Source organism: Mesorhizobium sp. M3A.F.Ca.ET.080.04.2.1 (assembly GCF_003952525.1).
GTDB lineage: Bacteria > Pseudomonadota > Alphaproteobacteria > Rhizobiales > Rhizobiaceae > Mesorhizobium.
In genome coordinates this window covers 3,051,570-3,075,639 of record NZ_CP034451.1, presented here as the reverse complement: position 1 = coordinate 3,075,639, position 24,070 = coordinate 3,051,570, and the positions used below count along the sequence as shown (strand labels likewise).

The following is a 24,070-nucleotide window of genomic DNA, read 5'->3' as shown; positions in this document are numbered from 1 at the left end:
TCTCCCCCCTCGTGGGGGAGATGTCCGGCAGGACAGAGGGGGGCGCGAAGGAACGCCAGCCTTCAAGAAAATCTCCCCTTACGGAGCCGCCGCATGAACATCCTCGAACGCTATCACGCCATGGAATATGGCCCGGCGCCGGAGGCCCGCAACGAGGCGGATGCCTGGCTTGCCGGACGCGATTTCGCAAAAGCGCTGTTCATCGACGGGGCCTGGAAGGCGGCCGCGAGCGGCAAGACCTTCGACACCAGCGAGCCGTCCTCCGGCAAGCTGCTCGCCAAGGTCTCCGACGCCGGCGCTGCCGACATCGATGCCGCGGTTGCCGCCGCCGCCAAGGCGCTGCCGAAGTGGAGCGCCAGTTCGGGCTATCAACGCGGCAAGGTTCTCTACGCCATCGGCCGTGCCATGCAGCGCCACCAGCGGCTGTTCGCGGTGCTGGAATCGATCGACAACGGCAAGCCGATCCGCGAGAGCCGCGACATCGACGTGCCGTTGGCGATCCGCCATTTCATCCATCATGCCGGCTGGGCGCAGACGCTGGAGAAGGATTTTCCCGACCACAAGCCGGTCGGCGTCGTCGGCCAGGTCATTCCATGGAATTTCCCGCTGCTGATGCTGGCCTGGAAGATCGCGCCCGCGCTTGCGGCCGGCTGCACCGTGGTGCTGAAGCCGGCCGAGTTCACGCCGCTCACCGCCATCCTGTTCGCCGAGATCTGCGAGCGGGCAGGGGTGCCGAAGGGCGTCGTCAACATCGTCCAGGGCGGACCGGAGGCGGGTGCCGCCATCGTCAATCATCCCGGCGTTCAGAAGATCGCCTTCACCGGCTCTTCCGAGGTCGGCAAGATCATTCGCAAGGCAACGGCTGGATCGGGCAAGAAGCTGTCGCTGGAACTCGGCGGCAAGTCGGCCTTCATCGTCTTCGAGGATGCCGACCTAGACAGCGCCGTCGAGGGTCTTGTCGACGGCATCTGGTTCAACCAGGGCCAGGTCTGCTGCGCCGGTTCGCGTCTCCTGGTGCAGGAAGGCATCGCCGAGGCCTTCATCGCCAAGGTCAAGGTCAGGATGAGCCGGCTGCGCGTGGGCAGCCCGCTCGACAAGAACACCGATATCGGTCCGCTGGTCGACCGCACCCAGCTCGATCGCGTCAAGGGCCTGATCGCCGAAGGCGCGAAGCAGGGCGCCATCTGCTGGCAGCCGGACGCCGCCCTGCCGTCCTCCGGCTATTATCACCTGCCGACGCTCGCGACTGGCGTTTCGCCGGCTAATATCCTGGCGCAGGAAGAGGTCTTCGGACCGGTGCTGGCGACGATGAGCTTCCGCAACACCGAGGAAGCGATAGAGCTTGCCAACAACACGCGCTACGGTCTTGCCGCGTCCGTGTGGAGCGAGAACGTCAACCTGGCGCTGCATGTCGCGCCGCAACTGAAGGCCGGCGTTGTCTGGGTCAACGGCACCAACATGTTCGACGCCGCCTGCGGCTTCGGCGGCTACCGCGAGAGCGGTTTTGGCCGCGAAGGCGGGCGCGAAGGTATGTTCGAATATCTTGCGGCGAAATTGCCCGTCGGTCCGGTGATCAAGCCGGCGGCGCCGTCCGCCTCACCCGTCGAGCAGGCCGACGGCTCCCTCATCGATCGCACGGCAAAGCTGTTCATTGCCGGCAAGCAGGTGCGGCCGGACGGCAATTACTCGCTTGCCGTCGCCACCGCCAAGGGCAAGCTCGCCGGCGAGGTCGGCCTCGGCAACCGCAAGGACATCCGCGACGCTGTCGCCGCCGCGCGCGCCTGCAAGGCCTGGCCGGAGGCGACGGCCTTCAACCGCAGCCAGGTTCTGTACTATCTCGCCGAAAACCTGTCCGGCCGCGCCGAGGAGTTCGCTGCGCGGCTCGTGCAACTCACCGGCGCCACCGCAAAGGCCGCGCGGGAAGAAGTCGAGCAGTCGATCGAGCGGCTGTTCCTCTATGCCGGGCTGAGCGACAAGTTCGAGGGCCGCGTGCACCAGCCGCCGGCCCGCGCCGTCACGCTGGCGCTGCATGAGCCGGTCGGCGTCATCGGCATCGTCGCGCCGGACAATGCGCCGCTGCTTGGGCTGATCTCGCTGATAGCGCCGGCGCTCGCTATGGGCAACACCGTGGTGGCCGTGCCGTCGGAACGCCATCCGCTGCTTGCCACCGATCTCTACCAGGTGATCGAATATTCCGATCTGCCTGCAGGGGCCATCAACATCGTCACCGGCCGCAGCGCCGAGCTCTGTGGGGTGCTGGCCAAGCATGACGACCTCGACGGGCTCTGGGTCTTCGCCGACGCCGACACCTGCGCCAAGGCGGAGGCCGATTCCATCGGCAACCTCAAGCGCGTCTGGACCGGCAACGGCCGCAGCCTCGACTGGGCTTCCAACGATGCCGCCGGCGAGGTCTTCCTGCGCCGCGCCATCGAGGTCAAGAACGTCTGGGTGCCATACGGCGACTGACTGCGTTCGGCACGTTGGAACAGCTTCGATCTTCCCGTGTATCTCGCCGCGCCACCTGTACGTCCGCTGCGGCTTGCAGTATCGACGGCGGCGGGGCGGTCCAGGCAATCTCACTGAGGAGTAGAAGAAGATGAAACTGCTGCGCTATGGCGAGGTGGGGAGCGAACGTCCCGGCCTGCTCGATCAGGACGGGAAGATCCGCGACCTCTCGGCCCATGTCGCCGATATCGCCGGCACGGCGCTTCATCCGGCCTCGCTCGACATGCTGTCCAAGCTTGACCCGAAATCGCTGCCGGCGGTCTCCGGCAAGCCACGCATCGGCGCCTGCGTTGCCGGCACCGGCAAGTTCATCTGCATCGGCCTCAATTATTCCGACCATGCCGCCGAGACCGGCGCCCAAGTGCCGTCGGAGCCGATCATCTTCATGAAGGCAAGCTCGGCGATCGTCGGGCCGGACGACGACGTGCTTATTCCGCGCGGTTCGGTCAAGACCGATTGGGAAGTGGAGCTCGGCGTGGTCATCGGCAAGACCGCCAAATATGTCAGCGAGGAGAACGCGCTGGACTATGTTGCCGGCTATTGTGTCGCGCACGACGTTTCCGAGCGGGCTTTCCAAGCCGAGCGCAAGGGCCAGTGGACCAAGGGCAAGTCCTGCGACACCTTCGGCCCGATCGGCCCGTGGCTGGTGACCAAGGACGAGGTCGCGGACCCGCAGAACCTCGATATGTGGCTGACCGTCAACGGCAAGACGATGCAGAACGGCTCGACCAAGACCATGGTCTACGGTGTCAGATATCTGGTTTCCTATCTCAGCCAGTTCATGTCGCTGCATCCCGGCGACATCATCTCCACCGGCACCCCGCCCGGCGTCGGCCTCGGCATGAAGCCGCCGGTGTTCCTCAAGGCCGGCGATGTTGTGGAACTCGGCATCGAAGGCATGGGCCAGCAGAAGCAGACGTTCAAGGCGGACGAGTAGGGCGCAGACTTCCCCTTCTCCCCTTGTGGGAGAAGGTGGATCGGCGCGCAGCGCCGAGACGGATGAGGGGTGCTCCAGCGGAGTGCGCCCTCGAAGATTGAAGGATCCCGGGCGCTTAATTCTGCTACGGCGAGATCCTTCCAACACCCCTCATCCGGCCGCTTCGCGGCCACCTTCTCCCGCAAGGGGAGAAGGAGAAGTCGGCGCTACCTCAACACCTTGCCGTCCGCACCGAACCGGTACGTCTTCGCCGGATCCGGCGTCGCATAGAGCGTGGCCCCGGGTTCGGCATTGTAGACGCCGAAGATGCGCACGGTGATCAGCCCGGCCTTCTCGCAGTCGAGGTAAAGATTGGTGTCGGCGCCGAGATGCTCGGCATGCACAACCGTGCCTTTCCAGGCGCCCGACGTCGCATCGACGGTCAGATGTTCCGGCCGCACGCCGATGGTCTTGGCCGTTTCGCCCAATTTGGCGCCGTCGATGAAGTTCATCTTCGGTGAGCCGATGAAACCGGCGACGAATTCGTTGGCCGGCGAATTGTAAAGCTCCATCGGGCTGCCGATCTGCTCGATGCGGCCGGCGCTGAGCACCACGATCTTGTCGGCCAGCGTCATCGCCTCCACCTGGTCGTGGGTGACATAGATCATCGTCGCTTTCAGCCGCCGGTGCAGTTGCGCGATCTCCAGCCTTGTGTTGACGCGCAGCGCTGCGTCGAGGTTGGAGAGCGGCTCGTCGAAGAGGAACAGCTTTGGCTCGCGCACCACGGCGCGTCCGATGGCGACGCGCTGGCGCTGGCCGCCCGACAGTTCTGCAGGCCGACGCTCCAGATAGGGCTCGAGCGACAGCATTGCCGAAGCGATCTTGATGCGGCGCTCGATTTCGGCCGCGGGCGTGCCGGCCTGCTTGAGGCCGAGCGCCATATTGTTCCTCACCGTCAGATGCGGGTAGAGCGCATAGGTCTGGAACACCATGGCGATGCCGCGCTTTGCAGGCGGCGTCACCGAGACGTCGTCGCTGTCGATCAGCACGCGGCCGGAAGTCGAGTCCTCCAGTCCGGCGATCACGCGCAGCAGCGTCGATTTCCCGCAGCCGGAGGGACCGACGAAGACGACGAATTCGCCGTCATTGACCTCGAGGTCGATGCCCTTCAGCACCTCGACCGGCCCGAAGGCCTTCTTCACATTCTCGATCTTCAGCGAGCCCACGGCGTCGTTCCTGTTCTAGAGTTTTACGGCGGCGGCGCTGCGCACGCTTTCGTCGGCGGCAAGGCAGACCGCGAGCGACTTCACCGCGTCGTCCATGTGCCGGGTGAGGTCGAGATCCTCGCGGATGGCCCTGAGCAGGAAGGCCTGTTCGCGGTCGCATAGCTCCTGGTGGCCCGGCTCGCCTTCCATCGACAGCAGCTCGTCCTCTTTGGCGAACCTGCCGTCCGGCCCGGTTGCGGCGCTGTGCAGGCGGATGCTCGAAGTCTTGGTGTGGGTATCGATGTCGTCGGATTTGATACCCTCCTTCATCACGATCGACACGCAGCCCTTGGGCGAAATCACGTCCTTCACGAAGAAGGCGGTCTCCGAGATCATCGGTCCCCAGCCGGCTTCGTACCAGCCGACCGAACCGTCGTCGAACAGCACCTGCAGATGGCCGTAATTGTACATCGAAGGCGCGACCTCGTCGGTCAGCCGCAGGCCCATGCCGCGTACCTCGACCGGTCTGGCGTCGGTGATCTGCAGCATCACGTCGACATAGTGGACGCCGCAGTCGACGATCGGCGACGTCGTCTGCATCAGTTGCTTGTGCGTCTCCCAGCTGTGGCCGGAAGACTGCTGGTTGAGGTTCATGCGGAACACGTAAGGCCCACCGAGCTTGCGCGCCTCGGCGATCAGCCGCATCCAGGACGGATGGTGGCGCAGGATGTAGCCGATCACCAGCTTCCTGCCGTTGGCTTTGGCCGCGTCGACGACGCGCCTTGCGTCCGCCACCGTCGTTGCCAACGGCTTCTCGACGAAGACGTGGCAGCCGGCTTCGAAGGCTCGCACCGCGTAGTCGGCATGGCTGTCCGAATAGGTGGCGATCGCGGCCACGTCCGGCTTCTCGTCGCGCAGCGCGTCCTCGAAGGAGCGCCGGATGCCGTAGCCCGACAGCCCGTCCGGCAGAGGCACGTCGGAGCGGTTGACCAAAGCCGCGATCTCGAAGCCCGGATTGGTGTGATAGGCGAGCGCATGGCTGCGGCCCATATTGCCGAGGCCTGCGACGACGACGCGAAGGGGCTTTTCTGAACTCACTTGACGGCTCCCGAGGTGATGCCGCGGATCAGCTGCCGCGAGAAGATGACGTAGAGGATCAGCACCGGCAGGATCGCCAGCGACAGCGCCGCCAGGATCGCGTTCCAGTTGGTGACGAACTGGCCAAGAAAGAGCTGCGCACCCAGGGTCACCGTCTTGGTCTCTTCCGAAGGCGCCAGGATCAGCGGGAACCACAGATCGTTCCAGATCGGGATCATGGTGAACACGGCGACGGTTGCCATCGACGGGCGCACCAGCGGCAGCACCAGCCGGAAGAAGATCGTGTATTCCGACAGCCCGTCGATCCGGCCCGCATTCTTCAGATCGTCGGACACCTGCTTCATGAATTCCGACAGGATGAAGATGGCGAGCGGCAGCCCCTGCGCCGTGTAGACCAGGATCAGCGACGTCAGCGTGTTGACCAGCCCGCTCGCCACCATCAGCTGTAAAATGGCGACGGTCCCGAGCCGGATCGGGATCATGATGCCAAGCGCCAGGTAGAGTCCCATCATCGTGTTGCCGCGGAAGCGGTATTCCGACAGCGCGAAGGCGGCCATGGCGCCGAACAGCAGCACGAAGAACAGCGACGCGACGGTGACGACGAGGCTGTTCTGGAAATAATGCAGGAAGTCGCCCTGGCCGATCACGGTGGTGTAGCCGATCAGGTCGAAAGTCTTCGGCGTCGGCGGCGTCAGCGGCGCGCCGAAGATGCCCGCGCGGGATTTGAAGGAATTCATGATGACCAGGACCACCGGGAACAGCGCGATCGCCGTATAGGTCAAAAGGACCGCATGGGCGCCGATGGTGCGGGGAAGCGAATGGGTCGCGGTGCTCATTGGAAATCCTCCTGATGAGCTGCTTTCCCAGAGGATGACGCCAAGGCACCCCCCTCTGGCCTGCCGGCCATCTCCCCCTCAAGGGGGGAGATCGGCAGCGTTGAACTTGGCACCTGTTCTGCAGCGCTGAAGGGTTGCGAAAGCGACGACGACATCTGATCTCCCCCCTTGAGGGGGAGATGGCCGGCAGGCCAGAGGGGGGTAGCTAGGCACAACATCTCCAACCCTCAGAACTGATAGCGACGCAGGCGCGTCTGGATGAGGAACAGATAGACGCAGACGCCGGCAAGGATGATCAGAAACATCATCGTGGCGATCGTCGCGCCCATGTTCGGATCGCCGACTTGCAGCTGGAAGCCGAAGAAGGCGCGGTAGAGGAAAGTGCCCAGGATGTCGGTCGAATAGTTCGGCCCGGCAAGCGCCCCTTGCGCCGTATAGATCAGGTCGAAGGCATTGAAATTGCCGACGAAGGTCAGGATCGAGATGATACCGATCGAAGGCAGGATAAGCGGCAGCTTGATTTTCCAGAACTGCGCCATGCCGGTGACGCCGTCGCATTCGGCGGCCTCGATCACCTCGTCGGGGATCGACAGCAGCGCGGCATAGATCAGCATCATCGGGATGCCGACGAACTGCCAGACCGAGACCAGGCTGAGCGCGGTCAGCGCGTATTCTTCCTTGCCCAGCCACGGCGTGAACAGGCTCTTCAGGCCGACGAGGTTGAGCATGTAGGGCGCCACGCCCCACAGCGGCGACAGGATCAGCTTCCAAGCGAAGCCGACGATGACGAAGGACAGGATCGTCGGCACGAAGATCGCCGTGCGATAGAAGGTGGCGTAGCGCAGTCTCGGACTGGAGAGCAGTGCGGCCAAAAGGATACCGATCGGGTTCTGCACCAGCATGTGGATGATGAAGAACCAGACGTTGTTCCTCAGAGCATTCCAAAAGCCCGCGGACCAGTTGGGATCGCCGAACAGCGTGCGGAAGTTTTCCAATCCGACGAATACCTGGGACTGGCTGATGTTGCGGAACAGCGAGAGCTGCAGCGTGCCGAACAGCGGCAGGATCAGGATCGCCGTGTAGACAAGCACCGCCGGCGCCAGAAAGACGCCGATATGCCAGCGGATCGGTCTTTTGGGTCGTATTTCGGCCATGAGTTCGGTCTCCGCCGGCTCTCGGTTCCAGGTCGAATGATGCTCTAGCTGATGCCCCGATGCACGGCCCGATGGTCCCTCGGGGAGGACAAGGCCCGCTAATTGCGGCTTCGTCTTCCCCGCAACGATGAGGGTAAGACCGAGAGGCGGCGCCGACAATCGCTATTATGGGAGGCCGGCCGGGCAGGCGCCCGGCCGGTCCGATGCGAGTTACTTCGCCGGCTTGTACCAGCTATCGAGACCGTCTTGCAGCTTCTTGGCCGCGGCCTCCGGCGTGTCTGTGCCATTAATCACGTTGGCCGATTCAACCCAGGTCTCGTTCTCGAGGTTCGGCGTGCCGCGCCCCAGGATCTGGTAGGTCGAGCGGATCGTCGACTTGCACTTGTCGCGCCAGGAGACGAATTCCTGCGCCAACGGATCTTCCATCTTCACCGGCGTCTTGTTCAGGCTGAAGAAGCCCGGCAGCGCGTTGGCATAGATGGTGGCGAAGTCCGACGAGGCGACCCAGGACAGGAACTTCTTGGCCTCTTCCGGATGCTTCGAGGCCGCATTCAGGCCCATTCCGATGTCGGTATGGTCGGAAATGTAGCACGTGTCGCCTGCCTTCTGTACCGGCGGCGGGAAGGCGCCCATCTTGAATTGCGCCTGGGTGTTGAACAGCGCGATTTCCCACGAGCCGGCCGGGTAGATGGCGGCGCGGCCGAGCGTGAACAGGTTCTGGCTGTCCGGATAGGTCTGTGCCTCGAAGCCGTCGCCGAGATAGGGCTTCCACTTGGCCAGTTCCTTATAGGGCTCGACCCAGTCGGCATCGGTCAGCTTCTGCTCGCCCTTGATCAGCGCCAGGCGCCCTTCTTCGCCCTTCCAGTAGTTCGGGCCGATGTTCTGGTAGCCCATGGTAGCAGCTTCCCAGAGATCCTTGGTGCCCATAGCCATCGGTATATAGGTGCCGTCCGCCTTGATCTTGTCGAGCACGGCGTAGAACTCTTCATTCGTGGTCGGCACCTTGAGGCCGAGCTTGTCGAAGGCATCCTTGTTGTAGATGAATCCGTGGATGACCGAAGCCATCGGCACGCAGAACGTCGCCTTGCCGTCGTCGGTCTGCCAGGCCGCCTTGGCGACGGGCGAGAAATTGTCCATGCCGGGCAGCGACGAGAGGTCGGCGAGGTTGCCCTTCTGGAACAGCACCAGCGACTTGTCGAACGGCCGGCAGGTGATCAGGTCGCCAGCCGAGCCGGCGGTGAGCTTGGCGCCCAGCGCTGCATCGTATTCGGTCGGCGCCGACGGCGCGAACACCACCTTGATGCCGGGGTTCTTGGCTTCGAAGGCCGGGATCAGCTTGTCCTTCCAGATGGTGAGGTCGTCGCCGCGCCAGCTTTCGATGTTGAGCGTCACGTCCTCGGCCAGAGCCATCCCGGTCGTGCCGAGGATGCTCGTGCCGAGCAGAAGGGCCGTCAGTAGTTTGGTCGTCATCTTCAGTCTCCCTGTTGACCTTTTGCAGGTTCGGTTTTGATGAGAACGGAGGCCTAGCGCCCCTTGCTCCCCTCGATCGCGGAAAGCGCCGGCCTGAGCTTCTGGCCGGCTCCTTCCAGTATCTTCTCGGCCGCATCGGCGTTGGCAGCGCCCGCGGCGAGCAGAATGGCAGTCTTGACCACGCCGCCGCTCTCTTCGAGCAGGCGCGCCGCATCGTTGCGGCTGCGCCCGCTGATGGCGGCGACCATGCGCACCGCGCGCTCGCGCAGCTTAATGTTGTCGGCGGTGAGATTGACCATGTAGCCGTCATGGACATGGCCGAGATGGACCGCGGCCAGCGTCGACAGCATGTTGAGCGCGATCTTCTGCGCGGTGCCGGCGCCCATGCGCGTCGAGCCGGCGATCAGTTCCGGCGGCGTTTCGAGCAGGATCGCGACGTCGGCCTGCCCGAACAGCGGCGCGTCCTTGTTGTTGGCGATCGCGATCGTCGCCGCGCCCCGGCGCCGCGCGTCGCCGATGGCCCGGACGGCGTAGGGCGTCGATCCGCTGGCGGAGATGGCAATCAGGCAGTCACCCTCGCCGATGTTGGCGTTTGCCACCGCAGCGGCGGCTTCCTCGGTGTCGTCTTCCGGCCCGCCGGCGAGCGTGCGGAACGCCTCGTCGCCGCCGGCGATCAGGATGGCGATCCGGTCACGCGCGATGCCGAACGTGCCCGGAAGCTCCAGCGCGTCGGCAACGGCCATGAGGCCGGAGCTGCCGGCGGCGGCGTAAGCGAGCCTGCCGCCGCGCTTCAATTGCCTTGCTATGATCTCGGCCGCTTCGGCAAGGGCCGGAATGGCGCCGTGCACGGCCTTGGCGGCCTCGATCTGCGCATTGGCCAGAGACATCAGAATGGCATCAGGGCTCTGGATATCCAGTCCCTCGGCATTCTGGTGGAGCGCTTCGGTGCGCGTCTCGGCCATTTGTTGTCCTCCGACTGAGCGAACAATACCAAAAAAATACCACTTGTCCATATCGATTAACGAATTCCCTGTCGGGAAATCGACTGCTCGGCAAATTATCGCGCGTTATCAATAAAATATGCCTTAATCTTTTTGAAACCGAAATTAACTCTTGGCTATTGGTATTTTATTGGTATTATCCGTTCGGAGGAGAAATCGCGTGACTTTCGTGCTTGGCATCGATGGCGGCGGCACCAGCTGCAGGGCGGCCCTAGCGACCGTGGACGGCGTTGTCGTCGGCCGCGCCAAGAGCGGTGCGGCCAACATCCGCACCGACCTTACCGGCGCGCGCACCAACATCGTCGAGGCGGCGAGGCAGGCTTTCCTTGCCGCGGGCCAGGATCCCGAACTGATCCCGCACACGCCAGCCATTCTCGGCCTTGCCGGCGCCAATGTCGGCACCTACAGGCAGCAGCTGCAAGCGATCCTGCCGTTCAGCAAGAGCCGGGTCGAGACCGATGCCGAGATCGCGCTGGAAGGCGCGGTCGGCTCCGGCGACGGCGCCATGGCCATCCTCGGCACCGGCACCGCCTATATGGCGCGCAAGGGCGGCAAGTCGCGCGCCATCGGCGGCTGGGGCTTCCAGGTCGGCGACCAGGGCAGCGGCGCCCGCATTGGCCGCGACCTGCTCGAGCAGACGCTGCTTGCCTATGACGGCATCCGCCCGGCTTCGCCATTGACGGAGGCGATGCTTGGCGTCTTCCGCAACAATCCCGAGGACGTCGTCGAGTTCACCACCAAGGCCAAGCCCGGCGACTTCGGTGGTTTCGCGCCCAAGGTCTTCGAGCATGCGGCCAAGGGCGATCTCGTCGCCAACTGGATCCTCGACAAGGCGGTTGCCGACGTCGAGGCGTCGCTCGGGGCGCTCGACCTTGCCGGTGATGCGCCGCTCTGCCTGCTTGGCGGCCTGGCACCGCTTTATGCGCCGCGCCTGTCGGCGCGCTACCAGGCGCTGCTGAAAGCCCCGCTCGACGATGCGCTCGGCGGCGCGGTGCAGATGGCCGTGCGCATCTTCGCCCGTGATTCGGAGGCCGTCCAATGAGCGCCGCCGACCAGACCTTCGCCATGCTGCCGGAGGCGCCGCAATGAGCGCCGCCGACCAGATCTTCGCCATGCTGCCGGAGGCGCCGCGATGAGCGCCGCCGACCAGATCTTCGCCATGCTGAAGGAGTCCTCGCAAAGCGGCGCCCCGCTCTACCTGCAACTGCGAAGAAGCATCGAGGAAGCGGTCAATCGCGGCCTGATCGGTCCGGGTGACGCGCTGCCGTCCGAGCGCGACATCGCCAGCAAGGCCGACATCTCGCGCGTCACCGTACGCAAGGCGGTGCAGGATCTCGTCAAGGGCGGCATCCTCGTTCAGCGCCATGGCTCCGGCACCTTCGTCGCGCCGCGCATGGAGCGGGTCGAGCAGTCGCTGTCGCGGCTCACCTCCTTCACCGAGGACATGGCGCGCCGCGGTATGGCGGTACGCTCGGCCTGGCTCGACCGCGGCCTCTACGCGCCCTCTCCGGACGAGATGATGGTGCTCGGCCTGTCGTCGAACGAACTGGTGGCGCGCGTCGCGCGCCTGCGCATCGCCAACGACACGCCGCTGGCGATCGAGCGCGCGGCAATCTCGGCCAGCGTGCTCCCCGACCCTGAAGCGATCGGCTCCTCGCTCTACGCGGCGTTGGAACTGACCGGCAACCGCCCGGTGCGGGCGGTGCAGCGCATCTCCGCCGCCAATCTCGGCGACGAGGACGCGCAGCTCCTGGAAGTGCTGCCGGGGGTTGCCGGCCTGCACATCGAACGTATTTCCTATCTGGCGAGCGGCAAGGTGATCGAATTCACCCGCTCGATCTACCGCGGCGACGCCTATGACTTCGTCGCCGAACTCCGGCTGACCGGGCCGGGCGAGGAGGGCCGGCCATGAGCGCAACCGTCACCCATATGCGGCGCGAGATCGACGAGATCCCCGAAGCCACCGCCCGTCTGCTGGACGGTTCGGCCAAGGTGCTTGCCGAGGCCGGCCGCGCCATTCGCGAGCGCGATCCGCATTTCGTCGTCACCGTCGCGCGCGGCTCGTCGGACCATGCCGCAACCTTCATGAAATACGCGGTCGAGCTGACCGCCGGCCTCGCCGTCGCCTCGGTCGGCCCGTCGATCGCCTCGATTTACGGCGCGAAGCTGAGGCTGGCCGGCTCGGCCTGTCTGGCGATCTCGCAGTCGGGCAAGAGCCCCGACATCGTCGCCATGGCCGAAACGGCAAGGGCCGGCGGCGCCTTGACCGTCGCCATCACCAACACTGCCGATTCGCCGCTGGCGCGCGCTTCCGATTATGCCATCGACATTCTCGCCGGGCCGGAGCGCAGCGTCGCCGCCACCAAGACCTTCGTCAATTCGGCCGTGGCCGGTCTGGCGCTGATGGCGCACGCCACCGGCGATCAGGCGCTGCTTTCGGCACTCGCCCGCCTGCCCGAGCATTTCGGCAAGGCGATCGCCTGCGACTGGATGGCGCTTGCTGGCGCTTTGGAGACGCCGCGCTCGCTGTTCATCCTCGGCCGCGGCCCGTCGGCCGCGATCGCCAACGAGGCGGCGCTGAAATTCAAGGAGACCTGCGCCATGCATGCCGAGGCCTACAGCGCCGCCGAGGTGATGCATGGGCCTTTGGCCTTGGTCGGGCCGGGCTTCCCGGTACTGGCGCTTGCCGCCCGCGACGGCTCCGAGCCGTCGGTTGCCGAGGCCGCCGACAGTCTGGCCGGCAAGGGCGCTGCCGTGTTCGTTACCTCGAACAAGGCGACAAGCGCGCAACTGTTGCCGCATGTCGCGACCGGCCATCCGCTGACCGATCCGCTGACGCTGATCGTGTCCTTTTATGGCTTCGTCGAGAGCTTCGCCCGCCATCGCGGCCTCGACCCGGACACGCCGCGCAACCTGCGCAAGGTGACGGAAACCGTATGAGCGACCGTTTCGCCCTCACTGGCGCCCGCATCTTCGACGGCGCCGATTGGCACGACGATGCCGCCCTTGTCGTCAGGGACGGCCTGATCGAGGCCATTCTGCCCGAGACCGCCATCCCAGCCGGCGCCTTGCGGGTCGAGACCGGCGGCGGCCTGCTGGCTCCCGGCTTCGTCGACATCCAGGTCAATGGCGGCGGCGGCGTCATGCTCAACGACCATCCGGATGTCGCCTCGATCGAAACCATCTGCCGCGCGCATGCGCCTTTCGGCACCACCGCGCTGCTGCCGACATTGATCACCGACACGCCGGCCATAACCGCCGCCGCGGTCGCCGCCGGCGCCGAGGCCGCGCGGAAGAAGGTGCCGGGCTTTCTCGGCCTGCATCTCGAAGGGCCGCATTTGTCCGTCGCCCGCAAGGGCGCGCATGATCCGGCGCTGATCCGGCCGATGACCGATGCCGACGAGGCGGCGCTGATCGCCGCCCGCGAGCGCCTTCCGGTCCTGCTCACCACCATCGCGCCGGAATCGGTCGCGCTTTCCCGCGTCACGGCGCTCGCCGAAGCCGGTCTCATCGTCAGCCTCGGCCATTCCGACACCGGCTACGCCACGGCGATTGCCTTCGCCGAAGCCGGCGCCAAGGTGGTCACCCACCTCTTCAACGCCATGAGCCAGGTCGGCAACCGCGAGCCGGGGCTGGCTGGCGCTGCAATCGAGACAAATAGCCTCTATGCCGGCATCATCGCCGACGGTATTCACGTCCATCCCGCCACGATGATGCTTGCTCTGCGCGCCAAGCAGGGACCCGGCAAGATCCTGCTGGTCACCGATGCCATGGCGACCATCGGTACCGACATGACGTCGTTCACGCTGAACGGCCGCACCATCTACCGCAAGGACGGCAGCCTGCGTCTCGCCGACGGCACGCTGGCCGGCGCCGACCTCGACATGATTTCCGCCGTGCGCTTCGTTCATCGCGTCGTCGGCGTCGATCTCGACGAAGCCCTGCGCATGGCCTCGCTCTATCCGGCCGAGGCGATCGGCCAGGCGCACCGGCTCGGCCGCTTCGCCAACGGCACCGCCGCTGACATTGTCGGCCTGTCGGAAGGGCTGGAGGTCAGGAACGTCTGGATCGGCGGTGAGAAGGCTTTTGGAGCCTGAGCCTATTCCTTCTCATCCTCGGGCTTGACCCGAGGATCCATGCCGTGACCCCAGCCGAAAAATGCAGCGGTGCAGAATTCTGGACCGTCGCCGTGCTTTGAAGTCACGGAATGGATCCTATGGTCTGCGCCGCGTCGCTGCGCTCCTTGCTTCGCCATAGGATGACGAAGCGACAGGCGTTTCGGCCAATATCCGAGGTCTCGACGCGCTAACCGTTAGCCGGCTTTGACCGCCGCATAGATATCCTTGTACGTCTCGCGCAACACGTTTTTCTGCACCTTGCCCATCGTATTGCGCGGCAATTCATCGACGAAGATCACGCGTTTCGGATGCTTGTATTTCGCCAGCCGACCGGCGATGGCGCCGGAAATGTCGGCGGCGCTGACTGCCGATCCCGGCTTGCGCACCACGACCGCTGTGACGCCTTCGCCGAAGTCCGGGTGGGCAACGCCGATCACCGCGCTCTCCGATACCCCGTCGAGCGCGTCGATCTCGCTTTCGACCTCCTTCGGGTAGATGTTGTAGCCGCCCGAGATGATCAGGTCCTTGCCGCGACCGACGATGTGGACATAGCCATCGGCATCGATCAGTCCGAGATCGCCGGTGATGAAGAAGCCGTCGCCGCGAAACTCGGCCTTGGTCTTTCCCGGCATCCGCCAATAGCCGGCAAAGACGTTCGGACCCTTGACCTCGATCATGCCGATCGCGCCTTGCGCGAGCGGACTGCCTGTTTCGGGCTCGGTGATGCGCAGCGAAACGCCCGGCAGCGGAAAACCGACCGTGCCTGCGCGCCGCTCGCCGTCATAGGGGTTGGAGGTGTTCATGTTGGTTTCGGTCATGCCGTAGCGTTCGAGAATGGCGTGGCCGGTGCGCTTGCGCCAAGCCTTGTGCGTCTCGGCAAGCAGCGGCGCCGAGCCGGAGATGAACAGCCGCATGGCCTTGGTCGCATCCTGCGTCAGGCCGGGCTGCTGCAGCAGCCGCACATAGAAGGTCGGCACGCCCATCAGCACGGTCGCGCGGGGTAGAAGCGAGATGATCCGGCCCGGATCGAACTTCTGCTCGAACAGCATCTTGGCGCCGGCCATCAGGAGGACGTTGGTGGCGACGAACAGCCCATGCGTGTGAAAGATCGGCAGCGCATGGATCAGCACGTCGTCGGCGCCGAAACGCCACTGCTCGACCAGCACGCGGGCGTTGGAGGCAAGGTTCTCGTGGCTGAGCATCGCTCCCTTGGAGCGGCCGGTTGTGCCGGATGTGTAGAGGATGGCGGCAAGGTCGTCCGGTCCGCGCGCGACATTGTCGAAGTTCGTCGGCTGCGTCTCGGCGCGGTCCGCAAGCGTGCCCCGTCCATCGTGACCGAGCGTCAGCGTCGCAGCCCCCGCCGAGGCGGCAAGCGGGTCGATGTCGGCCGCTCTTTCCGGGTCGCAGACAACCAGCTGTGGCTCCGCGTCGCGGAAGAAATAGTCGAGCTCAGGCAGCGTATAGGCGGTGTTGAGCGGCAGGAAGACAGCGCCGGCGCGCACGCAGGCGAGATAGAGAAGCGCGGCTTCGGGACTCTTCTCGACCTGGACGGCAACGCGATCGCCAGGCTTCACGCCGGCCTGAACCAGCGCATGCGCCAGTTGCGCCGATCTCGTCAGCATGTCGCCATAAGACATCGAACGACCGTCGTCGGCCTCCATCAGGAGACGATCAGGCGCCGGCATGCGGGCGCGAAAGGCATCGAACAAATGGTTGATCATGATCCATCCTGGCCGTTGGGCTGGCGAAGCATTCGGCGCTCGTCGTCCCTCACGGGCAATATCAGATTTGCCCTTGAACGACAGCCATTTGCGACTGTGGCGCGCCCTGCCGGAGCCGGCCGAGCAAATCGGCCGCTTAGATGGCGGCCTTGTCGGCTGCCGAGCGGATCGCCTCTATGTTTGCCCGATAGGCCTCGACGCTGCCGCCCTTGAAGATCGCCGCGCCCGCCACCAGCACGTCGGCGCCGGCTGCGGTGACCAGCGGCGCCGTGTCCGGCGAGATGCCCCCGTCGATCTCGATGCGGATCGGCCTGTCGCCGATCATCGCCTTCACCCGCTTCACCTTGTCGACGATGGCCGGAATGAAGGCCTGACCGCCGAAGCCTGGGTTGACGCTCATGATCAGGATGAGGTCGAGCCGGTCGAGCACATATTCGATCGCCGATTCCGGCGTTGCCGGGTTGAGCGAGACACCGGCCCTCTTGCCGAGGCCTTTGATGGTCTGCAGCGAGCGGTCGAGATGCGGCCCGGCCTCGGCGTGCACGGTGATGCCGTCGCAACCGGCATCGGCGAAGGCCGCCAGGTATGGGTCGGCCGGCGCGATCATCAGATGGCAGTCGAAGAAGGCCTTGGTGCGGTTGCGGATCGCCTTCACCACCGGCGGCCCGAAGGTGATGTTGGGCACGAAATGGCCGTCCATGACGTCGAGATGAATCCAGTCGGCGCCCGCCGCCACGACGGCTTCGACCTCGTCGCCGAGCTTGGAGAAATCCGACGCCAGCACCGATGGCGCGATCAGGGTCTTCTTGCTCATGCTGTGGCTTCTCCAGGCATCTTTTCCATGCGCCTCCTCGCAGGGCGCCTTGTCTGCGCGTCTGCCTAGACCATCGGCCCGCCAAGGGGAAGCATGTTTGGCAAGCCGATGCCCCGCCGGCTTCTGGTCCGGCGGGGGTGGGCCTGCTACTGGATGTCGTTCGTCGCCGGATCCTGCTGCAGTCGCTGCGGCCGCCTCGGCACCACCTGCTGAAGGATGTTCGGGTTGAGCAGCAGGCCACGCTCGAACTCCAGGCTTGGCCGTCTGCGGATCGGGAAGCAGTCCGGATACTGTCCGGTCGTGCCGGCCGGACAGCGCCGCCTGATGATCGGCTGGCATATGCCGTCGATCATCTGCGAGCCCGGGGCGCATTCAGCGTCTTCAAACCTGCCGCATCTGCCGTCGATCACTTCGGTCCCGCGCGGGCACACGCAGGCGCCGCGCTTGTTGAGGACCTGGCCGCGGATGGAACACGTCTGCGGCTTCTTGACCGGCACGCAGGCTTTGCCCTTCAGCGCCGTCCCCCTCGGGCAGACGCAATCGCCGTCGGCATTGCGCACCTGGCCGCGGATGCGGCACTGGCTCGGCGGCTGCCGGTCGGGCACGCAGGCCTTGGCGACGCGGTCGAGATGCGTGTTGTCCGGGCAGGCGCAGCCGTCCGGTGTCGGCACCGCGCCGCGGATCGAGCATTTCGGCGGGACGACCTGGCACACGCCATTCACCAGTTCGCCACGCCGGCACACACAGTTGCCGTCCTGATCGCGATACTGACCGGGACGCAGCGTGCACGGCGGTTCCTGCGGCTGCTCGCTTGCCACGCACCTGCCGTTCTCCAGTTCGGTGCCGCGCGGACAGACGCAGCGACCATCTGCCGTGCGGATCTGGCCCTTGAGCAGGACACAGCGCTCCGGCACCGGAAGCGGCAGCAGCTTGGGGCCGCCGGAACACTGGCCGTTGCGGAAGCTGGTGCCTTCCGGACAGACGCAGCGCCCGGCCGCATTCAGCACCATGCCGTTCGAGCATTGGGCCTTCACCTCGCGCCTGATGCTGAAGGGATGGCACGCATAGGCCTTGCCGCGATCACCCTGGATCTGGCTCGGCTCAGACAGCACCTCGCCGCCGCCCTGCACCGGCGTGTTCGGAGAAAGCACGCCAACGCAGTTCTGGCCGTTGAGGCTGCCTTGCAGACTGGCGAGGCGTCCGTCATCGGGGAGGGTGACCGTGACCTGGTGCGTATGGCTTTCGCCGGCACCGAGCGTCAGGCTGGCGATGCAGGATGCCGGCAGCGTCGCCGGCTCCGGCGAGCAGCCGAAGGGCGGGTCGATCGAGGTGATCGCAACGCCCTCCAGGCGGCCGAGGCCGTCGATGCCGATCGCATCACCGATGCGAACCGGACCGGAGAAGGCGTTCGGCCCCTCATTCGTGATGGTGATCTCGAACGCGCAAGGCTGGCCCGGCCGGCACTCAGCATCGCCGGTCTTTTCGACGCGCAGCGTTGAACCGCCGCCGCCCTTGTCGCAGGCGCGGCCGATCGGATAGACGATGTCGTCTCCCGGTGCCGGCCCGTAGGAGCCGCGCGCGCAATTCTCGAATTCGCCCCTCGCGGAAACGGTCACGTCGAAATGCCGGCTCGCTCCGGGCGTCATCGCGGCGCCTGGAATCTGGCACGACAGCGTGTTGGCAGGGACCGGACCGCACATCCATTCCGCGCCGTCGGGGTTGACGGTCTGGATCGCGACCGGCGCGCCGCCCGCCACCAGCGTGGCGGCATCGTTGACCCGCACTGGGCCGGTGGGGGCAGCGGTGCCGGCGTTGCTGACGGTGATGCGGCATGAAACGGCGGCCGCGCCGGCGAGCGATCCCTCGCATATCTTGGTGATGTGCAGGCCCGGCTGGCCGTTCGGTCGGCGGATGCGTTCGCTCGCGCAGGCCCGGTTGTTGGTGAGGTCGACCTCACCGGGAATGGCCTTCACCTCGGCGCAGTTCTGCACCGCGTCCAACCGATAGTTTGCCGGCATGACCGCCTTGACCACGATCGACGCCGACGCGCCCGCGGGCAGCGTGATGCCGGCATTGTCGCAGCGGAACTGGCCGGGGCCGTTCGGTCCGCACGTCCAGGGCGGGCTCGGCCCGAAGGTCGAGGAGGTCGGCGCGCCGCCGGGATAGCTGTCGATCACCGTCAGCGGCCCGTTATAGCTGTTGGTGCCGTTGTTGATGATGTCGATCACGAAATAGCAGACACCGTTCGGCGTGCAGACCGGGACCCGGGCGCGCTTCTTCAGGATCAGGTCGACCTTCTTCTCGACCGGAGGCTGGCACTGCGGATCATGGTCGCCGCGGCGGCAGATCGGGATCGAGGCGCAGCCGCGGTCGTTCTGCTGGCTGCCGAACAGCGGCTTGCCGCTGGCGCGGTAGTCGTAGGTGGCGCAGTTGCGCAGCGCGCTACCCTGCCAGCCTCCCGCCGGCTTGAAGCCGAGGCTGAGGTCGACGGAGGCGCCGGGGCTGAGCGTGGTCACCGGATGGGTGCAGGTCATCGGCGTCGTCCCTGGCGCGCAGACCCAGGGCGCGTTCGGGCCCGAGGAGAGCACCGAGCCGGCCGGCAGCGTCACCTCGTCGAGCACGATCTTGCCGTTATAGGGACCGTCGCCGACATTGGTCACCGTGATGGTGAAATCGCAGCCGCCGGCCATCGTGCAGCGCGGAACGTCGGCGTGCTTCTCGACCTTGAGGTCGGGTTCCTTGTCCTTGGGCGGACATCTCTGATCGCTCGGAATGACGATGTCGATCGTCTGGGTGCAGCAGAGCCCCCAGCCCTGCTTCGGGCCGGCATAGGTCTCGATGCCGGTGACGACGAGATGGATGGTCTGGCCAGGCGAGGCGCCGATGATCTTCCAGTTCAGCACGCCACCGCCGGCAGGCACCGGCTGTATGTCGGGAACGATGCTGACGCCGGGCGTCGTCGTCGACACCTGCACCCATTTCCCGCTCATCTCGGGGCCGACCGGCATGTGATAGAGGAAGGCGCCGCCGCCGGGCACGCAATCGACCGTGCCGCGTTCGACCTTGAAGCATTCCTTGGCAGGAGGGGGAGGCGGCGGATTGCACTTGGTTGGGGCGATCTTGACCGAGGTCTTCACGCCGGTGAGGAAGTCATCGTCGTCGGGCTTGTCCGGGTCCTGCGAGGGGATGACGGTTGCCGGACCGCCCCTGAGCGACACCTTGATCTGGCCCTGGTTGTCGACTGCCGACGGCGCAGGAAACACCGCATGGTCTATCTTCGCCTTGATCCGGAAGGTGATGACGCGCTCATGTGCAGCGCCGACGCCGTCGAGGTTGGAAGCGCTGATCCTGAAATTGGAGACGGTCGCGGTGTCGTTCGGATCGGCCGACGTGGCGATCGAAGCGGCAGGCAGCGGCCCTCCCGAAGCGCTTGTGCCGTCGCCCGCGACATCCACACTGACGATCTGGAGGCCATGTGGCAGCTGGTCCTTGAAGTCGAGCCTTGTCGCCTTCAGCAGCGCCGCCACGCTGGGTCTGTCGAAGTCCTTCGGGTCGCCGCGGATGCCGAAGGTCAGGACATATTCGACCTCGTCGCAGCTTCTCTGGCCGCCCGATTTGGTGAAGAAAGGCACGATCCGGCCGAGCTCCGGATTGATGCCGCGCGGTCTGTCGCGTCCGCCAACGGATTCCGGACTGGCCGCCTGACTGGTCGCGGCCGGAGCCTTGTCCTGGGCGAGCGCCGACAATGCCGGCATCATGGCGAACGCGAGACCAGCCGCCATCAGCCAGCGCGCGCCGCGCCTGGCATATGACATGGGTTTCGAGATCGTCTCCATGACGGTTTTCGCGCTGTTCGAGGCGAAGCGGGGAAGGGCGAGAGTCTTCATCGATCCCTCCTCAGCGTTCGCAACTGACGGCCGGCGTTCTGAGCGGCAGCGTCATCTTGCAGCAAGGATAGTAACCGCCCTTGTCCTGGTCCGACTTCTTGTAGAAACACAGCCCGACATTGACGGTGTCGCCCGCATTGTGGCCGATGATGCCGATCCTGTAGGGCTTGCCCGGCGCATGCGACAGGGGTGGCGAGACCACCTCGACGCCAGGCGTCTTGGACAGGGCCTTGATCGAGTCGCCGCCGAAGCCGGCTGTGTCCCGAAGATAGAGATCGGCCGCAAGTCCGCGCGGCGTGCAGAAATAGTGAACATCATCGACGTCCAGGCAGGGAGGCAGGTTGCCGGGCGGCGGGAACTCCGGCGGATAGAAGGGGGGCAGGTAGCCGCCGGGGATTTCCTCATAATAGCCGGCGCGGCCCTCGCAGGGGCGCCACACCCTGACGTCGCCGACATGGCCCTCGACATCCGAATCTTCGAAAAAGCCGTCGAAATCGACGAACCACGAGCCGAAGGGCGGCATGTTCGCCGGCTTGACCTGCGCGTTTGGCGTCACCTGCACGCCATGTACGGCGAAGGGACCGCCGGCGGCGAGCCGCTCGGCAAGCTCGGGATTGTCGCGCAGCCTGTCGCCGGTGTTGACCAGCGTGTCGGTGCAGACGCTCGTGTCGAGATTGCCGTCGGCATCGTAGCCATATTGCAGGTCGACGCCGCCCGCCGACTGCCGGTTGCCCTGCGGGAAGCCGATTGCATATTCCTGCGGTTCTTCGACCCAGACCGATTCCGTCGCCGGATCGTCCGGATCCTCGCGTCCGTAGCGCATGACCTCGCCCTCGCCGGAATCGGCAAAGCGGCTGTAGTCGTAGCGGTTCTCGACCGGCCCGCGCTGAGCGAGATAGATGAAGCCCTTGTTGTCGAAGGCGATGTCGGTGACGGCATAGTCCTTCTCGGCCTTGACCGTCAGTTCCCAGCGAGGGTCGCCGGCGAAGCCTCCGTCGCTGGCGATGCCGACCGACCAGATCTCGGCTTTCTCGCCGACCGAATAGTAGAGCCGGCCGCCATGATAGGTGACGGCCCAGACACGCCGCTCGTCCTGGGTGTAGCCCCAACTGGCAGGATCTTGAGCATCGAAGGCGGCGGACTGGATGTTCATCACGGCGCCGTCGTCGGCGACCGGGGCAAGCCCATGCTTGGGGCGCCCGGCAACGCCATGGTCAAAGCTGTCGATCAGGTTGCCGTCGAGGTCGATGCGATGGATCAGCCCGGTGTCGAGATCCGAGGCGAAGAACTCGCGGTGCGTCGGATCGAAGGAAAGGTTGCCGATGCCGGGGCCGCTGTTGGTTTCGATGTCGGCGAATTTCGACACGGCGCCGGTGATGCCGTCGATCTTCCAGATCGTCCCCGGCCCGCCGCCGCTCTCGGCGCCGAACTGGCCCTCCATGAAAACGGCGCCCGCGGCGCCGTGGCGTTGCCGCTCGGGGCGTCCGTCATCATCGGCGTCGGGCTTCACGATCTGGATGCCGTGCAGCGAGGTCGCGGCCGCATAGAGGTTCGGAATCCCGGACGGCTCGCCGTCGCGCACGCCGTCGTCATAGGTGAGCCCGAACACCTCGCCGATTTGGCCGGCGGTCACCTCGAAAGGCGGCGGGGTGTAGACGAGCTGGCCGGAAGCCCGGCCGCCCAGATGCGAGACATCGAAGATGCGCAACGAGGGACGCGAGGTGTCGATGAAGGTTTCATCGACCGGATCGACGCCAGGCGGCAGGCCGCCCTTTTCGGAATCGGCAGTGTCGAAACCGGGAATGATGGTGCCGGGGAAGCCGGTCACCGCCATCGAGCCCGGATAGATGATTTGCGTTTCCTGGGCTTCGGCCGCGCCACCGAGCCAGAGGCCGGCGGACAGCGCGAGCGCAAGAATTCCGCTGCCTGTCGCGATTGTTCGGCGCAAGCGGGCGCCACGAGAATGCCTGAACGAGCCATGGTCGCAAGACATGGAACTCCCCCCGAAGTCGTCGGAAGAACCATCCGGTTTTGCCGCGCAAATCAGGGCAAGGCGCGGCGTTCCGGCTCGTTCGTCCCTGATAGAATTGTCTGTTTTCCGCCTGTTCACGATACGACGGCTCCCTGGCAGGGTCAACGGAATCAGCCGAAAGCCCAGCGCATCGACCCCGTCGCGCAGACGGTGTTCTGTTCTTCCCCGAGATCTCGGAGGCTCCAGGTTTTGGGTCATGGCGGTCCTTCCCGGTCGCACCGATGCGGCGCATTCCGTCAGTCGCGGGCAGACGCGAAAAGGTTCAATGCAGGGAGATCGATGAGCCGGGAAAGCAGGCGTCGCCGGTTGCGGCGCTCACCAGATCCAGCCGCCCTTGCCGAGCACGGTCACCGCCTCGACGATGCGCGTGAAGCTCGACCGCGCCCGGCCGACCGTGTGCCGGGCCCTCAGATAGCCGTGCACCAGCCCCGGCTCCTCGAGCCAGTAGGCATGTCCGCCGGCGGCGACGACGCGGTCGCGATAGGCCTCGCCGTCGGAGGACAGCGGATCGCATTCGGCGGTGATCAGCACGGTCGGCGGCAGGTAGGCGAAATCGGCATCGGCCAGCGGCGACAGCGTGATGTCGCCCGTGCGGTCCTCACCACCGGTACGGATATGCTTGTAGAACTCGACATCGCGCATGCTCAGCATCGGCGCCTCGGCATGCGTGACATAGGAGCCGCGGGAATGGTCGCCGCCAAGGCTGGGATAGATCAGCGCCTGGCCAAAGGGCTTCTTCTTGTGGCCGCGCGTCGCATGGGCGACAGCCGCACAGAGATTGCCGCCGGCGCTGTCGCCGCAGAGCAGGACGGGACGATCGTAGGTGCTGGCAGCCCACTCGAAGGCGCTCATGGCGTCGTCGAAGGCCGCCGGATGCACATGCTCCGGTGCCAGCCGGTAGTCGACCGATACGACCTCGTAGCCGGTGCGCGCGCAAAGCTCGGCGCAGACGTCGTCATGGCTGTCGAGCCCGCCAAGGATGAAGCCGCCGCCATGGACATAAAGCACCATCGCGGCCCTGTCCGGCGTCGCATTGCGATAGACGCGGACCGGGATGCTGTTGGCCGGCGTGGCGATGGCGGTGGTTTCGGCGCTGACGCCCTGCGGATAGCCGGCAAAGAATTCCCGGCACATCCGGTCGTAGATTTCGCGCTGCTCCGCGATCGTGCAGTCGATCGTGTCAGGCGGATAGTAGGAGTTGGTCCTCTCGATGAAGGCCCAGGTCTCGGCGTCGATGAGGGAGTTGTAGTCGGTCATGCTGGCCGGACCGACTGGCAAGGTTGAGCCCAGGTACCCCCCTCTGTCCTGCCGGA

The 24,070-nt window shown here is 65.6% G+C and carries 17 protein-coding genes; 6 read left to right on the top strand and 11 right to left on the bottom strand.

Going from position 1 to position 24,070, the window contains the following annotated elements:
* Window positions 1-93 precede the first annotated feature (93 nt).
* On the top strand, window positions 94-2,466 hold the full coding sequence (locus EJ074_RS14605) for an aldehyde dehydrogenase family protein (protein ID WP_095805046.1): 2,373 nt from the start codon (window positions 94-96) through the stop codon (window positions 2,464-2,466).
* 130 nt (window positions 2,467-2,596) lie between these two features.
* On the top strand, window positions 2,597-3,442 hold the full coding sequence (locus EJ074_RS14600) for a fumarylacetoacetate hydrolase family protein (protein ID WP_095805045.1): 846 nt from the start codon (window positions 2,597-2,599) through the stop codon (window positions 3,440-3,442).
* Between the two features lie 206 nt (window positions 3,443-3,648).
* On the opposite strand, the gene EJ074_RS14595 is transcribed toward EJ074_RS14600, so the two are convergent.
* The 6 genes from EJ074_RS14595 to EJ074_RS14570 form a co-directional block, all read right to left on the bottom strand.
* Window positions 3,649-4,647 carry an ABC transporter ATP-binding protein gene (locus tag EJ074_RS14595; RefSeq protein WP_095805044.1) on the bottom strand — a complete coding sequence of 333 codons (999 nt, stop codon included), beginning with the start codon at window positions 4,645-4,647 and terminating at the stop codon, window positions 3,649-3,651.
* Window positions 4,648-4,662: 15 nt separating this feature from the next.
* Window positions 4,663-5,724, bottom strand: coding sequence for a Gfo/Idh/MocA family oxidoreductase (locus EJ074_RS14590; protein ID WP_095805043.1), 1,062 nt, complete (start codon window positions 5,722-5,724; stop codon window positions 4,663-4,665).
* The gene (locus EJ074_RS14585) at window positions 5,721-6,560 is read right to left on the bottom strand and encodes a carbohydrate ABC transporter permease (protein ID WP_095805042.1); all 840 of its coding nucleotides are present in this window, start codon (window positions 6,558-6,560) and stop codon (window positions 5,721-5,723) included. Before EJ074_RS14585 ends, EJ074_RS14590 begins: the two co-directional genes overlap by 4 nt.
* A 227-nt stretch (window positions 6,561-6,787) precedes the next feature.
* Window positions 6,788-7,714: a sugar ABC transporter permease gene (locus tag EJ074_RS14580; protein ID WP_095805041.1), complete on the bottom strand. Its 927-nt coding sequence runs from the start codon at window positions 7,712-7,714 to the stop codon at window positions 6,788-6,790.
* 210 nt (window positions 7,715-7,924) lie between these two features.
* Entirely contained in the window at window positions 7,925-9,184 is a 1,260-nt protein-coding gene (locus EJ074_RS14575) for an ABC transporter substrate-binding protein (protein WP_095805040.1), read from the bottom strand.
* Between the two features lie 53 nt (window positions 9,185-9,237).
* Window positions 9,238-10,146, bottom strand: a complete 909-nt coding sequence (locus tag EJ074_RS14570; protein WP_095805039.1) for an N-acetylmuramic acid 6-phosphate etherase — start codon at window positions 10,144-10,146, stop codon at window positions 9,238-9,240.
* A 199-nt stretch (window positions 10,147-10,345) separates the two neighbouring features.
* Between EJ074_RS14570 and EJ074_RS14565 the strand changes: the two genes are divergently transcribed.
* The 4 genes from EJ074_RS14565 (at window position 10,346) to nagA (ending at window position 14,282) form a co-directional block, all read left to right on the top strand.
* Complete coding sequence (locus EJ074_RS14565; protein WP_095805038.1) at window positions 10,346-11,227, top strand: N-acetylglucosamine kinase; 882 nt, start codon at window positions 10,346-10,348, stop codon at window positions 11,225-11,227.
* A gap of 90 nt (window positions 11,228-11,317) precedes the next feature.
* On the top strand, window positions 11,318-12,097 hold the full coding sequence (locus EJ074_RS14560; RefSeq protein ID WP_095805037.1) for a GntR family transcriptional regulator: 780 nt from the start codon (window positions 11,318-11,320) through the stop codon (window positions 12,095-12,097).
* On the top strand, window positions 12,094-13,125 hold the full coding sequence (locus EJ074_RS14555) for an SIS domain-containing protein (RefSeq protein ID WP_095805036.1): 1,032 nt from the start codon (window positions 12,094-12,096) through the stop codon (window positions 13,123-13,125). Before EJ074_RS14560 ends, EJ074_RS14555 begins: the two co-directional genes overlap by 4 nt.
* Window positions 13,122-14,282 carry an N-acetylglucosamine-6-phosphate deacetylase gene (nagA, locus tag EJ074_RS14550; RefSeq protein ID WP_095805035.1) on the top strand — a complete coding sequence of 387 codons (1,161 nt, stop codon included), beginning with the start codon at window positions 13,122-13,124 and terminating at the stop codon, window positions 14,280-14,282. Before EJ074_RS14555 ends, nagA begins: the two co-directional genes overlap by 4 nt.
* A gap of 215 nt (window positions 14,283-14,497) precedes the next feature.
* On the opposite strand, the gene EJ074_RS14540 is transcribed toward nagA, so the two are convergent.
* The 5 genes from EJ074_RS14540 to EJ074_RS14520 all read right to left on the bottom strand — a co-directional run bounded on the left by EJ074_RS14540 (window position 14,498) and on the right by EJ074_RS14520 (window position 24,014).
* Window positions 14,498-16,024: a malonyl-CoA synthase gene (locus EJ074_RS14540; protein WP_095805034.1), complete on the bottom strand. Its 1,527-nt coding sequence runs from the start codon at window positions 16,022-16,024 to the stop codon at window positions 14,498-14,500.
* A gap of 136 nt (window positions 16,025-16,160) precedes the next feature.
* Window positions 16,161-16,838: a ribulose-phosphate 3-epimerase gene (rpe, locus tag EJ074_RS14535; protein WP_095805033.1), complete on the bottom strand. Its 678-nt coding sequence runs from the start codon at window positions 16,836-16,838 to the stop codon at window positions 16,161-16,163.
* A 146-nt stretch (window positions 16,839-16,984) separates the two neighbouring features.
* Window positions 16,985-20,725 carry a hypothetical protein gene (locus EJ074_RS14530; RefSeq protein ID WP_129553547.1) on the bottom strand — a complete coding sequence of 1,247 codons (3,741 nt, stop codon included), beginning with the start codon at window positions 20,723-20,725 and terminating at the stop codon, window positions 16,985-16,987.
* Window positions 20,726-20,735: 10 nt separating this feature from the next.
* Window positions 20,736-22,955, bottom strand: a complete 2,220-nt coding sequence (locus EJ074_RS14525) for a hypothetical protein (protein WP_165349938.1) — start codon at window positions 22,953-22,955, stop codon at window positions 20,736-20,738.
* A 117-nt stretch (window positions 22,956-23,072) separates the two neighbouring features.
* Window positions 23,073-24,014, bottom strand: a complete 942-nt coding sequence (locus EJ074_RS14520; protein ID WP_095805030.1) for an alpha/beta hydrolase — start codon at window positions 24,012-24,014, stop codon at window positions 23,073-23,075.
* Window positions 24,015-24,070: the final 56 nt, after the last annotated feature.

Coding starts and splice junctions, on each gene's coding strand:
- EJ074_RS14570 (WP_095805039.1), bottom strand. CDS start 10,146: ATGGCCGAGACGCGCACCGAAGCGCTCCACCAGAATGCCGAGGGACTG.
- nagA (WP_095805035.1), top strand. CDS start 13,122: ATGAGCGACCGTTTCGCCCTCACTGGCGCCCGCATCTTCGACGGCGCC.
- EJ074_RS14525 (WP_165349938.1), bottom strand. CDS start 22,955: ATGACCCAAAACCTGGAGCCTCCGAGATCTCGGGGAAGAACAGAACAC.
- EJ074_RS14560 (WP_095805037.1), top strand. CDS start 11,318: ATGAGCGCCGCCGACCAGATCTTCGCCATGCTGAAGGAGTCCTCGCAA.
- EJ074_RS14580 (WP_095805041.1), bottom strand. CDS start 7,714: ATGGCCGAAATACGACCCAAAAGACCGATCCGCTGGCATATCGGCGTC.
- EJ074_RS14585 (WP_095805042.1), bottom strand. CDS start 6,560: ATGAGCACCGCGACCCATTCGCTTCCCCGCACCATCGGCGCCCATGCG.
- EJ074_RS14575 (WP_095805040.1), bottom strand. CDS start 9,184: ATGACGACCAAACTACTGACGGCCCTTCTGCTCGGCACGAGCATCCTC.
- EJ074_RS14600 (WP_095805045.1), top strand. CDS start 2,597: ATGAAACTGCTGCGCTATGGCGAGGTGGGGAGCGAACGTCCCGGCCTG.
- EJ074_RS14605 (WP_095805046.1), top strand. CDS start 94: ATGAACATCCTCGAACGCTATCACGCCATGGAATATGGCCCGGCGCCG.
- EJ074_RS14540 (WP_095805034.1), bottom strand. CDS start 16,024: ATGATCAACCATTTGTTCGATGCCTTTCGCGCCCGCATGCCGGCGCCT.
- EJ074_RS14555 (WP_095805036.1), top strand. CDS start 12,094: ATGAGCGCAACCGTCACCCATATGCGGCGCGAGATCGACGAGATCCCC.
- EJ074_RS14520 (WP_095805030.1), bottom strand. CDS start 24,014: ATGACCGACTACAACTCCCTCATCGACGCCGAGACCTGGGCCTTCATC.
- EJ074_RS14530 (WP_129553547.1), bottom strand. CDS start 20,725: ATGAAGACTCTCGCCCTTCCCCGCTTCGCCTCGAACAGCGCGAAAACC.
- rpe (WP_095805033.1), bottom strand. CDS start 16,838: ATGAGCAAGAAGACCCTGATCGCGCCATCGGTGCTGGCGTCGGATTTC.